The organism is Neisseria sicca VK64 (assembly GCF_000260655.1).
In the GTDB taxonomy this organism is placed as follows: domain Bacteria; phylum Pseudomonadota; class Gammaproteobacteria; order Burkholderiales; family Neisseriaceae; genus Neisseria; species Neisseria sicca_B.
In genome coordinates, this window is the sequence record NZ_AJMT01000038.1 from 1 (window position 1) to 14,901 (window position 14,901).

Consider the following 14,901-nt stretch of genomic DNA (forward strand, 5'->3'; position numbering starts at 1 on the left):
TCCAGGAGAATACTGAAACATGAACATGCACAAAAACACCCGACTCACCCCGCACCACCGCCAAGCCATTTGGACAGCATACACACAGGAGAAGGAGAGCGTCACCTCCCTGGCCCGTCGTTACCAAGTCAGCCGCGTCACCATCTACCGCGCACTTAAAGCCGCAAGGGGTAGGCTGCTCAAACCCCAAACCAGCACCAACAACCGTTTCAAACAGACAAAGTACGGAATGAAACGTCTGGCCAAGGTAGAACGCAGTATTCAGGAAAAACTCAAAAAGCAGGCCAAACGCTACAACAAGTCCTATCCCGGCGAAATGGTGCACGTCGATACCAAACGACTGCCGCTGCTCAAAGGGCAGAAAGCCACCGACAAACGAGATTACCTGTTTGTCGCCATTGATGATTTCTCAAGAGAACTGTACGCCGCCATCCTGCCGGATAAAACCGCAGACAGTGCGGCCAAGTTTCTAACGGAACAAGTCATCGAACCCTGCCCCTATTTGATCGAGTGCGTGTATTCGGACAATGGCAGCGAATATAAAGGCGGGGCAAGTCATGCTTTCGGTACTGCCTGTTATGAAAACGGCATCAATCAAAAGTTTACCCGTCCTGCCCGTCCGCAGACCAACGGCAAAGCCGAGAGGGTTATTCGGACGATTATGGAAATGTGGCACGAAAAGCAGAGTTTTGACAGTCGGGAACACCGGCAAAAGGATCTGTGCCGATTTGCGAACTTTTATAACACCGTGAAGCCGCACGGTAGTCTGGGCGGCGATACGCCGTTTGAGGTCTTGCAGGCTTACTTTTCTCAACCTGTGGTGTAAACAATGCGGTTATTTTCTACAGCTGAGGTAGCCTAAAAATCTAAAACTTTGTCCCGTCCACCCCACCAAAGGAAACCCCATGCCCCTGCAATCCGGCGGCTACACCTTCAAGCCGCATGAAATGCCCTTTATGCCGGGTTCGCCCGCCTCGCCCGAGCATCCGAAAAAGCGGCGGCTCGCGTATCTTGCCATCGGTTTATTACTCGCGCTGTCGTCGGGCTTCCAAAACGGGCTGCTCACCGCCTCGCTGCCGCAGCTACGCGGCGATTTGTCGCTCGATTTGCAGCAGGGCGGCTGGATTCAGGCGGCGTATTTCATGGCTTACGCCTGCATGAGCGTCCTCTTTTTCAAAGTCCGCAAGGCGTATGGCCTGCAACGCTTCGTCCGCATCACCCTGTTCGCCCAGCTTGCCGCCAGCCTACTGCAACTGGTTTATCACCATTACGAAGTGCAACTCATCGCGTGTGTTGCCGCCGCCATCGCCGCCAGCGGCCTGCTGGTGCTGTCGATTTACTACATGATGCAGGGCTTTACCGGCACGAAAAAGCTGGTCGGGCTGGTGTTCGGGCTGGGTCTGATGCAGGTCGGCACGCCGCTGGCGCAGAGCCTCGTGCCGCTGCTGTATGGCGACGGCAACCTCAACGGCGTGTTCGCCTTTCAGGCTACCCTCGCGCTCGCCTGCACCGCCTGCCTGTTCGCCCTGCCGCTGCCGCCCGGCATCACCGTGCGCAAATCGTTCACGCTGACCGACGCGCTCAGCTTTACCCTGTTCGCCTCCGGCATCGCGCTGTTGTGCGCCTTTCTCGTGCAGGGGCGCACGGTGTGGTGGACGACGCAGTGGCTCGGCTGGCTGCTCGCGGGCGGTGTGGGGCTGACGGGGCTGGCGTTGTACATCGAATCGACGCGGCACAAGCCGATGCTGGACTGGCACTGGATGACCGTGCCGCAAATCCTCATCTTCGCCGTGATGGGCGTGATGGCGCGGCTCTTGACCTCGGAGCAGACCGTCGGCGCGGCGGGGCTGATGGGCGCGGTGGGCGTGGGCAGCGCGCAGATGAGCACGTTTTACCTGATTGTTGCGGGCGGAATGCTGGCGGGTGTGGTCGGCAGCCTGATTTTGCTGGATATCAACGACATCCGCCGCCCCGTGATGGTTGCGCTCGCCTGTTTCGCCCTCGGTGCGTGGCTGGAAATCGGCGTGGGCATGCAGACCCGCCCCGCGCAACTTTATTTCAGCCAGTTTATCGTTGCCTTTGCCTCGCTGCTGTTTATGGGGCCGATGATGCTTGAAGGCGCACTGCGCGCGCTGGCGAAAAGCCCCGACCACATGATGAGCTTCTCCGCCGTGTTCGGCCTGTCGCAAACCCTCGGCGGGCTGGCGGGTGCGGCGGCATTCAGCGCGTTTTTAACTTACCGCACCCGCGACCACCTCGCCGCCATCGCGCAAAACCTGACCCTCTCCAACCCCGCGCTCGCCGCCGACATCCAGCGCAACGCCGCCGCCCTCTCCGCCACCCTCTCCGACCCGGTGCTGCTGCAAGGCCGCGCCGTCTCGCAAATCACCGCGCAGGCGGGCAAAGAAGCGTCGGTGGCGGCATACAGCGACCTGTTCGCGCTGCTGGCGGCGATGGCGGCGGTATCGACCCTCGTCGCCGTCGCCCTGTGGCTGTACCGCCGTTATTACAAGATTGATATTCTGGCGGCGGAGAAGGCGAAAGTGTTTGCGGCGTTGGGGAAATAGTGTTTCAGACAGCATTAAAGGCAGCCTGAAAACCACCGCACCAACCCATTAACCGAATCAACCCCCAAATCAACGGAAAGCAAAAAATGTCCCAACCCGACACCCCCGAACAACCCGACACCGAATCCCAAAAAACCGCCGTGCCGCAGCCCGAGATGCAGCCTGAAACGTCGTCTGAAACCCCGTCCGAGCCGCAAGAGCCCGCCCAATGGCAGCCTGAAAAACACCGTTTCGGCAGCATCGGCATACTCGCCGCCAGCGCAATCGGCGTGGTGCTTGCCCTGTATGCCTTCCGCCTGCCGCCCTTCGGCATGGGCGAGGTTTACACCAACAACGCCTATGTGCGCGGCAGCGTAACCGCCGTCAGCCCGCGCGTGGGCGGCTATGTGCAGAAAGTGCTGGTGCGCGATTTTGACAACGTAAAAGCAGGGCAGCCGCTGGTGGAAATCGACCCCGCGCCCTACCGCGCCAAAGTCGCCCAAGCCGAAGCTGGGCTGGCGGGGCAGCAGGCGGCGTTGAACAAAACCGCGCAGGACAAAGCCTCCGCCCTCGCCGTCTCCAAAGCCAACCAAGCCGCGATTGACAACGCCCGCGCCCAGCTTGACCGCGCCCGCCGCGAATGGCAGCGCATACAGGCGGTGAGTGCCGATGCCGTGTCGCAAAGCAGCCGCGATGCCGCGCAAACCGCCGTTAAACAAGCCGAAGCGGGCCTGAAACAGGCGCAGGAGCAATACGCCGTGGCGCAGCAGAACATCATCAACACGGGCGTAGGGCGCGAGGGCGCACAGGCGGGCATCGCCAACGCGCAAGCCCTGCTGGACTTGGCAAAACAGGATTTGGGGCATACTGTGATTTACGCGCCCGCCAGCGGCAAACTCGGCGAAGTCAGCGTAAAACAAGGGCAGCTTGTGAGCGCGGGCACGCAGCTGATGTCCGTCGTGCCGCCCGAACGCTGGATCATCGCCAACATCAAAGAAACCGATATGGCCAACGTGAAAATCGGGCAGAGTGCCAGCGTGAGTATCGACGCACTCGGCGGCAAGGCGTTCAGCGGCAAAGTCGCCGAAATCTCGCCCGCCACCGCTTCCGAATTCAGCCTGATTAAAGCCGACAGCGGCACGGGCAACTTCGTCAAAATCGCCCAACGCATCGCCGTAAAAATCGTATTTGACGCAGGGCAACAGGATTTGGAACGCCTCGCGCCGGGGATGTCGGCGGAAGTGAACATTGCTACGAAGTAAGGTAAAAGGTCGTCTGAAAAGTTTTCAGACGGCCTTTCAGACTGCTTTTTTTATTGAAGTAAAGCAAATCGGGCATTATCCGTGCATCAATTGCCCAACCCACTCAACAAAAAGCAGCCTCAAACTCCATTCCCCCATTTTCAGGCTGCCTTGTAAAATTCTATAATTACGCTTTTATGCCAAACCATTTATCTGCGAAAGTCCCACACCCAATTTGACGTTGCCGTCATCGGCGCAGGCCCGTCAGGCTCGGTTGCCTCCGCCCTGCTTAACAAACAGGGCTTCAAAGTATGCGCGCTGGAAAAACAGCATTTTCCGCGCTTTGTGATTGGCGAGAGCCTGCTGCCGCACTGCATGGAAATGCTGGAAGAAGCCGGTTTGGCCGATGCCGTGCGCGCCGAGAAAGGCTTTCAGTTTAAAAACGGCGCAGCGTTCGCATGGCGCATTTCACGCGCATCACCGACAACATCGCCGCCGAAGCCGATTTTGACCGCAACAAAATCCTGATTACCCCCCACCCGCAGCACCGCGACGTATGGTTTTGGACAATCCCTTTCGGCGACAACACCTGCTCGCTCGGCGTGGTCGGCACACCCGACAAACTGGCGGGCGATTCCGAAGCCGTGTTGAAACAAATAGTGGCAGAATGCCCCAATCTGGTTGAATTTTTTAAACATTCCGAATGGGAAAACGGCTTCCCCTACCGCAGCATCCAAGGCTATTCCGCCAAACTCGCCGCTGACCTGCTTGCCCGCCAGCTCAAAGGCGAAGCGGCAGACTGGCAGCGCGAGTTCGCCGAGCCGCTGATGGTGGGCGTAAACGCTTTTCGCACCTATGTGGACGGCTGGTACGACAACCGTTTCCAAAACGTGGTGTACGCACCCAACCGCGCGCCCGAAATCAGCCGCATGATTTCCGCCATTCTCGCGGGCTATGCGTGGGATACGGCAAACCCGTTTGTAGAAAAATCGGAACAGCGGCTGAACACGCTGGCGGAACTGGTGGGGGATTTGGCGTTTGAATAGGTGTTGATGTCGTCTGAAAACAGTTGCAGGTTGGGCATTGATGCCCGACAAACACCGACCTGTTTATCTTAAAATGAGACCTTTGCAAAATTCCCCAAAATCCCCTAAATTCCCACCAAGACATTTAGGGGATTTTGGGGAATTTTGCAAAGGTCTCAAAAGGAGAAGAAATATTACAAACAGCTGTTCCGTTAATTGAGCAAATTGATGAGTTATTTTTCGGAAAGTTGGATAACAACGAAGAACAATTTAAGCATTTTCTTGTTAGATTAAACAAAGAATAAGAATATTATTTATGGAGTTGTCAATTTTGATAGCTCCATACCACATTTGAAACTCAAAAATAGAGCATAGCTATAGAACAGAAAGTTATTCAAGAGAAATATTTACACCAAAATATAGAAGTCCTCTGTTTTATTTTCAAAAAGTAAAACAGAGAACATAAATGGTTGGCTCTTGAAAGCAATGTGTAAAAATTTTACGTTAATATTGTAAAATATAATGATATAATTACTCTGTTATCGGGGTTATTTTTACGTATTTTTAAGAAAGTCATCAATATTTGATTGCAACAAGTTGAAATAATTAGAGTTTTATTTTTTCATTCTTTCCTTATATAGAAACAACCGTTCTGAACAGAAACAATATAAAAGGTCGTCTGAAAATTGGTTTTCCCGGTTTTCAGACGACCTTTTTGTTGTGTCTCGCAAGTTAAACCGGATTAATAGCCTGACAGCCTTCTGTGTTTACGCACAATCGTGAAATATGAATCTTGCGCGTTCTACTTGTTTAAAAACATAGTGGGCAAGTTTAAGCCGGTTCTGTTTTCGGTTTCGTTGCCTTGTCCTGATTTAATCTAAATCTACCCTGTATAATTTGAGGTTGATTCCGAATAGGAAAATACATTTGCACCAAAATTGTTTCAATGGGAAACCATTTAAGCAGAGAGTTTTCAGGATGTTTACTTATGCAGTTGAAGCAAATGAAAGCTACTTGGGTTATCATTGAAAATTACAAAAAGCAGTTGCAGAGCAGCCGGGAAAATTGTTGTGTTCGCTTTTTGAAGCGGGACGGCAAGTTATACAGTTTCACCGAATACAACAAATGAACATCTTTATTTATCAATCTTAACGCGTTATCTAGGATAGTATTTATGAGCAAACAGGTAACCTACAACCAACACCCCGAACAGCAAGCCCGCGACATCATCGACCAAAAACTGGAGCAGGCGGGCTGGGCGGTACAGTCGGTGAAGTATTTTAATCCCAACAGTAGTTTTGGGGTAGCGGTGCGTGAATATCCGACTGACAGCGGTCCGGTAGATTATCTGTTATTTGTCGATGGAGAGCCAGTTGCCATTATTGAGGCCAAAGAAGAAAACTTTGGCCATAAGCTCAATACGGTTGAAGAGCAAAGCGCACGCTATGCCGACAGCAAACTCAAGTATATTGAGCAAGCAGAGATTGCCTTTTTATATGAAAGCACGGGCGTAGTAACACGTTTTACCAACCGTAACGATCCCGCCCCTCGTGCCCGTGAAGTATTTCATTTTCATCGTCCTGAAACATTGCAAAAATGGGCAAACGAAGGCAAAAACACCCTGCGCGCCAAACTTAAAGCCATACCTGCGCTCAATCCCAACCGTCTGTCTGCGGCTGAACTCGGTTTGCGCGATTGCCAATTAACCGCCATCGAAAATATGCAAGATTCTTTGGCAAAAGATTTACCGCGCGCCTTGATTCAGATGGCCACAGGCGCAGGCAAAACTTATACCGCCATCAGCATTATGTATCGTTTGCTCAAATACACAGGCAAACGCCGCATTTTGTTTTTAGTCGACACTGTCAATTTGGGCGAACAGGCCGAGCAGGAAATGTTGGTTTTTACCCCGTCTGACGACAACCGCAAATTTACTGAACTCTACAACGCTCAAGTCATTAAATCGCCGCACATTCCCAACGGCGTAGAAGTCTGCATTTGTACCATTCAGCGCATGTATTCGCTATTAAAAGGGGAAGACCTGGCGATACCGGATGACAGCATGGAATTGGAAGAATGGGAAAACCGCTTAAAAGAACCATTGCCCGTTGCCTATCAACCGGATCTGCCACCCGAATTTTTTGATTTTATCTTTATCGATGAATGCCATCGCTCCATTTACAACCTGTGGCGGCAAGTGTTGGATTATTTTGATGCTTATCTGATTGGCTTAACCGCCACACCGGACAACCGCACTTTTGGCTTTTTCAATCAAAATGTCGTCAGCGAATACAGCCACGAGCAAGCCGTTGCCGATGGCGTAAACGTAGGCAATGAAGTCTATCTGATCAATACCAAAATCAGCCTTGATGGCGGCAAATTCAAAGCCGAAGAACTGGTCGAACACCGCGAACGCACCACACGCCGCAAACGCTGGCAGCAGCAAGATAGCGATGAAGACTATACCGCCAAGCAACTCGACAGGGATGTTGTCAATCCAAGCCAAATCCGCACTATTGTCCGTACTTTCCGCGACCATTTACCCGTAATGTTCCCAAATCGTCAAGAAGTACCCAAAACCCTGATTTTTGCCAAAAACGACAGCCACGCCGACGACATCATCAAAATGGTTCGCGAAGAGTTCGGGCAAGGCAACGAATTTTGCAAAAAAATCACTTACAAAGCCAAAGACGATATTGTGGGAGAGAACGGCGAAATCATCGAACACGGCGAAGAACCCAAAACCGTCTTGGCGAATTTTCGCAACAGCTACAACCCGCGCATCGCCGTTACCGTTGATATGATTGCCACAGGAACGGATGTCCGCCCGCTTGAATGCCTACTGTTTATGCGCGATGTCAAAAGCCGCAACTATTTCGAGCAAATGAAAGGGCGCGGCACACGCACGCTTGATAAAGAAGGCCTGCAAAAAGTCAGCCCCTCCGCATCATCAGCCAAAACCCATTATGTAATTGTCGATGCCATCGGTGTTACCAAATCGCTCAAAACGGCAAGCCAACAATTAGACACCAAGCGTTCGGTCAGCTTTTCCGATTTAGGAAAAGCCGTCGTCTTCGGCGGCGCATTTGATAGCGACAGCATCAGCTCACTGGCGGCACGCCTTGCCCGTTTAAACAAACAGCTGGATAACGAACAACAGCAGCGGATCACCGAAATCACAGGCGGCATCCCATTACCGCAATTGGTCAAAGACCTGTTTCACGCCATCAATACCGACGAAATCCATCGGGCAGCTTGCGAGCAAGAAGGCATTTCCATCGATGAGACGCCGTCTGAAAAAACAGTTTTAAAGATACAAAAACAGCGCGTCAAAGCCGCTGCACGTCCGCTTTCCATGGAGCTCATCACCATATTGGACGACATTCGCAAACAAAACGAGCAGAAAATTGACGCCCAGATTGATGAAGTCATCCACGCAGGCTGGGCAGAAAATGATGAAACCCTGACCCAAGATTTTGCCGAATGGATACACAACAACAAAGACGAAATTACCGCCTTGCAGATTTTCTATAATCAGCCTTATCAACGCCAAGCCTTAAGCCTTGCGATGATTAAAGAGCTGGCAGATGCCATCAAAAAAGCCAAACCGAAATTGGCATTCAGCCATATCTGGCAGGCATACGCGCGTTTGGATAACGTCAGCGAACAGGCAGAAAGCGAACTCACCGCCTTAGTCAGCCTTGTCCGCCGAGTGATTGGCATTGATGACAAAATCACCCCGTTTACCAAAGCCGTGCGTAAAAACTTCCAGACTTGGACTTTTGAACACAACGCCCGCGCCGACAAACCGCTGACCGAAGAGCAAATGCAATGGCTGACCATGATTCGTGACCACATCATCACCTCCTTTGCCATCGAAGGGAACGACTTTGAACTTACCCCGTTCAACCAACATGGCGGATTGGGTCAAGCCTATGATGTATTGAGTGAAATTGCCGCCAACGACCAAGACTTTAACGCCCTATTAGACGAGATTAACCAACAATGGACAGCATAACAATGACCACAGAACAGCAATTGCCTGAAGGGTGGAAGAAAACGACTTTGGGGGAAATTGCCACTTATGTAAATGGGCGAGCTTTTAAGCCAATAGAATGGAGTAAAACAGGCATACCTATTGTTCGTATCCAAAATTTAAATAATCCAAATGCTGAATATAATTACTACGATGGAAATATTGAGGAAAAATATCATATTAGAAATGGAGATTTGCTTTTTGCATGGTCTGCATCACTTGGAGCATATATTTGGAAAGGTAAATATGCTTTCTTAAATCAGCATATTTTTAAAGTGTTACCAAAAGAAAATATAGATAAGACATTTATTTATTATTTGCTTGATAAAGTTACTAATGAACTTTATGCCAAAGCTCATGGTTCAGGAATGGTTCATGTAACAAAAGGAAAATTCGAAGCAACATCCGTTAATATTCCTCCATTTGAAACCCAACAAACCATCGTCAATAAAATCGAAAGCCTGTTTGACGAAATCGACGAAGGCATAGGTCGTCTGAAAACCGCAGCGCAGCAAATCCAACAATACCGCCAATCCCTGCTCAAAAATGCCTTTAACGGCGAACTCACCAAAGAATGGCGCAGCAAGCACGCAGATGCCTTGCCGTCTGAAAACGAACTGCTCGCCCAAATTCAGACGACCCGCGAACAACACCACGCCCAACAGCTTGCCGATTGGCAAACGGCTGTCAGCCAATGGGAACAAAATGGAAAAGAAGGGAAAAAACCGAGCAAACCATCAACTTTGAAAAAACTTGAATCAATTGAAAAATTGAATGAAATTGAGCTTACAGAGTTGCCAGATGGTTGGTTTTGGGAGCGTTTAGGATTAATGACTTTAGGGGTTGAATATGGTACATCGGCCAAATCACAACCTGAAGGTAAAGTTCCTGTTTTACGCATGGGCAATATGCAAAACGGCAAAATTGATTGGACCGACCTTGTTTATTCTGATAATGATGAAGAAATTAAACAATATTTACTAAAAAAAGGTGATGTCTTATTTAATCGTACAAATAGTCCTGAGTTAGTTGGTAAAACATCAATTATTGAAACAGATGAAAAGGCAATTTTTGCAGGTTATCTTATTAGAATAAATCATTTAACAGAAATTACTGATGGACGATATTTAACCTATTTTCTAAATTCAATGATTGCAAAAAAATATGGCAATTTTGTAAAAACTGATGGTGTCAATCAATCTAATATTAATGGACAAAAACTAATTAATTATCCATTTGTATTTTGTTCTTTAAAAGAACAAAAAGAAATTGCTGACATTCTTGAGCAAAAATTTACCGCTTGCGATCAACTTGCCGATGAAATTGCCAAACAACTCAAACAAGCCGAGCTGCTTAAACAGGCCGTATTGAAAGCGGCTTTTTCAGGTAGCCTTTTGGATAAATAAATTAAAGAGAAAACGAATATGACCACAACGCAAAACCATACATCAAATGCCATCGTTCAAAAGGTTTGGAGTTTCTGCCATATGCTGCGCGATGACGGCGTAAGCTACGGCGACTATTTAGAACAAATTACTTATCTGATTTTCTTGAAAATGGCTTTTGAATACAGCCAGCCGCCCTACAAGCGCGATGTCGGCATTCCGGAAGAATACAACTGGAAAAGTCTGACCGATCGCACCGGCGCGGAATTGGAAAGCCATTATCTCGCTTTGTTGCGCGATTTAAGTATGCGTAAAGGCTTGCTCGGCCAAATCTTTGCCAAGGCGCAAAACAAAATCCAAGACCCGGCCAAATTATCCCGTTTGGTGGCGATGATTGATGAAACCAAATGGACGCGCTTGGGCGTGGATGTAAAAGGCGATATTTACGAAGGCATTTTGGAAAAAAATGCCGAAGATACCAAATCAGGTGCGGGGCAATACTTTACGCCGCGCGCTCTGATTGAGGCAATTGTTGAATGCGTCCGCCCGCAGGCAGATACCCTGATTGCCGACCCGGCGGCAGGCACCGGCGGCTTTTTATTGGCGGCATACAGCTATTTGGAAAAACATGCCAATTTAAATGCCGAGCAAAAAGTGCGGTTAAAAAACGGGACGTTTTTCGGTAATGAAATTGTCGCCAATACCCGCCGTTTGTGTTTGATGAACCTGTTTTTACACGGCATCGGCGAAATGGACGGCGATAGCCCGATCAGCTCCGATGATTCCTTGGTTGCACCAAGCCCACGCAAAGTGGACTTGGTTTTGGCCAATCCGCCATTTGGTAAAAAAAGCACCATGACCATTACCAATGCCGAGGGTGAAGCTGAAACCGAAGATTTTGTCTATAACCGCCAAGACTTTTGGGCAACCACCTCCAACAAACAAGTCAACTTCTTGCAGCATATTTACACCATGCTCAAAAACAACGGGCGGGCAGCCGTGGTCGTGCCCGATAATGTACTGTTTGAAGGCGGCGCAGGCGAAACCGTGCGCGAAAAACTGTTGCAGATAACCGATTTACATACGATTTTACGTTTACCAACGGGCATTTTCTACGCCCAAGGCGTGAAAGCAAATGTGTTGTTCTTTGATAACCGTCCCGCACAGGAAAAAGCCGTTACCCAAGAAGTCTGGGTATATGACTACCGCACCAACGTGCATCACACACTGAAGAAAAAACCGATGCAGTTGGCAGATTTGCAGGATTTCATTACCTGCTATTGCCCCGAAGACCGTTCAAAGCGCGCAGAAACCTATCATGCCGAAAACAATCCCGACGGACGCTGGCGTAAATTTAGTATCGATGAAATCAATAAGCGCGAAAAAACCAGCTTGGATATTTTCTGGCTGAAAGACCATTCTTTAACCGACTTGGACAATCTGCCCGCCCCCGATATTTTAGCCGATGAAATCATTGAAAATATCGAAGCGGCTTTGATGAGTTTTCGAAGCGTTGCAGCGCAGTTGGCGGATTAGTTAGACCATCAATGATATAGACTAAGGCAACTGCCGCATCTCATTACAACTTCAATGATTTTGTGAATTAGTTTACTAAGCAGTGATAGCATAAAAGGTCGTCTGAAAATCGGTTTTCCAGTTTTCAGACGACCTTTTTCGTTGCGTTTAAACTGCTAAACAGTCTTATCAAAAAGCAATCAAGATATCGAATAAAACCGATTTACTCCTGCCAGATAATCTCGTGTTTAGAACCATAAGTAATCTTTTTAATATCGCGGTCAAGAGCAATTTCTTTATCTAGCTTTCCTGAATATTTTGAACCTGCCAATTTTTGAAATAAAGTAATATTCAGCTCATCCTTGTGGGAAGTTGTTTTGATATCTGAAATGCCCATTGCGCTATTGCCTAATAAACCTGTCAAATGAACCTGCCTATAATCCTTAGCTTCATTGACTGTAATTTTGAAATTCCCAATATCATCCAACTTGATTTCGTCATTGGCAAAAAAGCAGCCGGACAATATCAAGCCGGTAATGCCCAGCATAGTCACCTTAATTTTCATCATCATTTTATCCTTTTATAGAGGCATCTTCTAATGTGCCGTCGAAATTGCCATCCATAACAATACGGTATCTCTCAACAAATCTTCATCATTGAAGTCGACAATACGCTATTTAAAATTCTTTAGAATCATAAATAAAGGTTTGAAGAGAATTTTCAGACGACCTGACCGACGGTTTTACCCCTATTTATCCTGTTTATTGACAAGGCTCCAATGAGAAAAGTTCTTTGATAAGCGCTTTAGACATATAAACCTACAAAGTATGATGTAATACTGTTTCTTACCCATTTGAAGTAAATGTATAGATAATGGGTAACTCTTTTGCTGTATTGCCCTTGTTATTTAGAAAAAATAATAATGATACGGTAAGTTTTATTATGTAATTTCAGGTTGTTTATCCATCATCCAATTTATCGTAGGAGCGATTATGCCTCAAATGAAATTTAAATTATGGCTGCCGGTGTTGCTGGCTGCCGTTTTAGCAGCCTGTTCACAATCACATCAAGCAGTTGAAGCACCGGCTGCCACCAATTCAGCCGTACCGAGCCAAAGTGCGCAAGCGGCAGAGAAATTAGGAACGGGTTGGGGCGATGAGGTGGAATCTCCTGTTCATTCTGTGGATTTGCGCCGTGTCAGTCAGGAACCTTTGGCGCAAAGCGTATTAAACTACTCTTCCAAAGATTATCGCGGTCGCAGCGTCAATTCGATTGCTTTAGCTTCAGGCAAAGTGGAATTGTCTGTACGCGGTGACGATGGCAGCCTGCTGCCGATATTCCGTGACACAGGCGACTACTATCTGCGCGGTACAGACGGACAGTCATACCGTTTGGTCTATCAAAACAACAGCAACAAAACCTTGGAAATCGTAGCCAGCGTTGATGGTTTGGATGTGATTTCAGGCAAATCGGCCAGTAAATACGCCGACGGTTATGTCTTGTACCCTCATGATTCTTTAGAAATCGAAGGTTTCCGCAAAAGCAGCAGCGCGGTGGCGTCGTTTGTCTTCAGCAGCCCCCGCGACTCTTATGCCGCCAACTCGGATAATGGCTCCATCCGCAATACGGGTGTAATCGGCACTGCAATTTTCGAACTGTACGACCCGAACCGCAGCAGAAATGAACCTCAAGCCTTTCCCGCCGATGACGGATACGCCAAACCGCCTACCCGATAAGGCATAAATAATAAAAGCGGTCTGTAAACCAAATAAGGTTTCAGACCGCTTTTTATTTTGCAGTAGCAATGAAAATACAGTGGATTAAATTTAAATCAGGACAAGGCGACGAAGCTGCAGACAGTACAGATAGTACGGCAAGGCGAGGCAACGCCGTACTGGTTTAAAGTTATAGTGGATTAAAATAAAAATGAGACAAGGCGGCAACGCCCGCCGTGTACGGGTAGTACATAAGGGCGTTGGCAACGCTGTATCATTGCAATTTTAATCCACTATAAAATAACTTGATAAAGATAAACAATAATAATCTGTTCTAAATCGTCCTGAGACAAAAGGTCGTCTGAAAACCGGTTTTACAGATTTTCAGACGACCTTTATGCTTTTGAAGCTCAGTTCAACCTATTTCTTCAAAATATATTTGCGTACAGCGGCATTGTGTTCTTCCAGATTATGGCTGAACTGGCTCAAGCCGGTGCCGTCCATTTTGGAGACGAAATAGAGGTATTTTTCATTCGACGGATGCGCGGCGGCATCAAGGGCGGCTTTGCTCGGCAGGGCGATGGGGGTCGGGGTTAAGCCGCTGCGGGTGTAGGTGTTATACGGCGTATCGCGCTGGAGGTCGGCTTTGCGGATTTTGCCTTTATACGCGCTACCCATGCCGTAAATCACGGTCGGGTCAGTCTGCAGGCGCATGCCGATGTTGAGACGGTTGACGAATACTGAAGCAACATGGGCGCGGTCGTCTTCGTGGGCGGTTTCTTTTTCAATCAGGCTCGCCATAATCAGCATTTCATACGGATTTTTGTAGGGCAATCCGCTTTGGCGATCTTCCCAAGCGTCGTTCAGACGACGTTGCATGGTTTGATAAGCGGTTTGGTAGATTTGCAAATCGCTGCTGCCTGCGTCGATTTCGTAGCTGTCGGGGAAGAACTGGCCTTCGGGATTGCTGCTGAGCGCGTCGGGGGCAATCGCCTGCATGAGTTCCGCATCGCTCCAACCGCGTGTTTTGTGTTCGATGTCGGGGGTGTTGTCGATGATTTTACGCATGGTGGCAAAACGCGAACCTTCGACGATTTGAACGGTAACGGCATCGGGTCTGCCGTTGCGGATTTTCTGTAAAATGCCCCATGCGGAAATGCTGGAAGGGAGGCGGTACGAGCCGGCGTTGAGTTTGTTGTGTGCGCCTATCAGGTAGGCGGCTGCGACCAGCACATGGCGGTTGTAAACGACTCCGTCTTCGGCAAGCGTACGGCTGACGGAAGAGATACCTTGGTTTTTGGCAATTTTGATGCGGTATGCTTTGCCGTTGTCTTTGGGAACGAACAGCAAGGCGGCGAACACGGCGGCAACGGCAACAAAAAATACCGCAAACCATTTCAACATTTTTTTCAGCATGGTAGGATTTTTGATTTGTGAA

The 14,901-nt window shown here is 48.7% G+C and carries 9 protein-coding genes and 1 pseudogene; 8 read left to right on the top strand and 2 right to left on the bottom strand.

Annotated elements, in window-relative coordinates:
* Positions 1–19: 19 nt before the first annotated feature.
* The 7 genes and pseudogenes from HMPREF1051_RS02325 (at position 20) to HMPREF1051_RS02355 (ending at position 11,769) form a co-directional block, all read left to right on the top strand.
* Positions 20–826, top strand: a complete 807-nt coding sequence (locus HMPREF1051_RS02325) for an IS481 family transposase (protein WP_003763926.1) — start codon at positions 20–22, stop codon at positions 824–826.
* A gap of 79 nt (positions 827–905) precedes the next feature.
* Positions 906–2,567, top strand: coding sequence for an MFS transporter (locus tag HMPREF1051_RS02330; protein ID WP_003763947.1), 1,662 nt, complete (start codon positions 906–908; stop codon positions 2,565–2,567).
* An 86-nt stretch (positions 2,568–2,653) separates the two neighbouring features.
* Complete coding sequence (locus tag HMPREF1051_RS02335; RefSeq protein ID WP_003763928.1) at positions 2,654–3,808, top strand: HlyD family secretion protein; 1,155 nt, start codon at positions 2,654–2,656, stop codon at positions 3,806–3,808.
* A gap of 192 nt (positions 3,809–4,000) precedes the next feature.
* Positions 4,001–4,833 (top strand): annotated as a pseudogene (locus tag HMPREF1051_RS02340) (NAD(P)/FAD-dependent oxidoreductase).
* 1,153 nt (positions 4,834–5,986) lie between these two features.
* Complete coding sequence (locus tag HMPREF1051_RS02345) at positions 5,987–8,830, top strand: DEAD/DEAH box helicase family protein (RefSeq protein WP_003763958.1); 2,844 nt, start codon at positions 5,987–5,989, stop codon at positions 8,828–8,830.
* A 2-nt stretch (positions 8,831–8,832) separates the two neighbouring features.
* Positions 8,833–10,254 (top strand): restriction endonuclease subunit S, encoded by a 1,422-nt coding sequence (locus HMPREF1051_RS02350; protein ID WP_003763955.1) that lies wholly within the window; start codon positions 8,833–8,835, stop codon positions 10,252–10,254.
* Between the two features lie 18 nt (positions 10,255–10,272).
* Positions 10,273–11,769 (top strand): HsdM family class I SAM-dependent methyltransferase, encoded by a 1,497-nt coding sequence (locus HMPREF1051_RS02355; RefSeq protein WP_003763896.1) that lies wholly within the window; start codon positions 10,273–10,275, stop codon positions 11,767–11,769.
* Positions 11,770–11,971: 202 nt separating this feature from the next.
* On the opposite strand, the gene HMPREF1051_RS02360 is transcribed toward HMPREF1051_RS02355, so the two are convergent.
* Positions 11,972–12,316, bottom strand: a complete 345-nt coding sequence (locus tag HMPREF1051_RS02360) for a hypothetical protein (RefSeq protein WP_003763953.1) — start codon at positions 12,314–12,316, stop codon at positions 11,972–11,974.
* A gap of 424 nt (positions 12,317–12,740) precedes the next feature.
* On the opposite strand from HMPREF1051_RS02360, the gene HMPREF1051_RS02365 reads away from it, so the two are divergent.
* Positions 12,741–13,484 carry a hypothetical protein gene (locus tag HMPREF1051_RS02365; protein ID WP_003763929.1) on the top strand — a complete coding sequence of 248 codons (744 nt, stop codon included), beginning with the start codon at positions 12,741–12,743 and terminating at the stop codon, positions 13,482–13,484.
* 399 nt (positions 13,485–13,883) lie between these two features.
* On the opposite strand, the gene mltG is transcribed toward HMPREF1051_RS02365, so the two are convergent.
* Positions 13,884–14,879, bottom strand: coding sequence for an endolytic transglycosylase MltG (gene mltG, locus HMPREF1051_RS02370; protein ID WP_003763922.1), 996 nt, complete (start codon positions 14,877–14,879; stop codon positions 13,884–13,886).
* Positions 14,880–14,901 lie beyond the last annotated feature (22 nt).

Coding starts and splice junctions, on each gene's coding strand:
- HMPREF1051_RS02350 (WP_003763955.1), top strand. CDS start 8,833: ATGACCACAGAACAGCAATTGCCTGAAGGGTGGAAGAAAACGACTTTG.
- HMPREF1051_RS02365 (WP_003763929.1), top strand. CDS start 12,741: ATGCCTCAAATGAAATTTAAATTATGGCTGCCGGTGTTGCTGGCTGCC.
- HMPREF1051_RS02325 (WP_003763926.1), top strand. CDS start 20: ATGAACATGCACAAAAACACCCGACTCACCCCGCACCACCGCCAAGCC.
- mltG (WP_003763922.1), bottom strand. CDS start 14,879: ATGCTGAAAAAAATGTTGAAATGGTTTGCGGTATTTTTTGTTGCCGTT.
- HMPREF1051_RS02330 (WP_003763947.1), top strand. CDS start 906: ATGCCCCTGCAATCCGGCGGCTACACCTTCAAGCCGCATGAAATGCCC.
- HMPREF1051_RS02360 (WP_003763953.1), bottom strand. CDS start 12,316: ATGATGAAAATTAAGGTGACTATGCTGGGCATTACCGGCTTGATATTG.
- HMPREF1051_RS02355 (WP_003763896.1), top strand. CDS start 10,273: ATGACCACAACGCAAAACCATACATCAAATGCCATCGTTCAAAAGGTT.
- HMPREF1051_RS02335 (WP_003763928.1), top strand. CDS start 2,654: ATGTCCCAACCCGACACCCCCGAACAACCCGACACCGAATCCCAAAAA.
- HMPREF1051_RS02345 (WP_003763958.1), top strand. CDS start 5,987: ATGAGCAAACAGGTAACCTACAACCAACACCCCGAACAGCAAGCCCGC.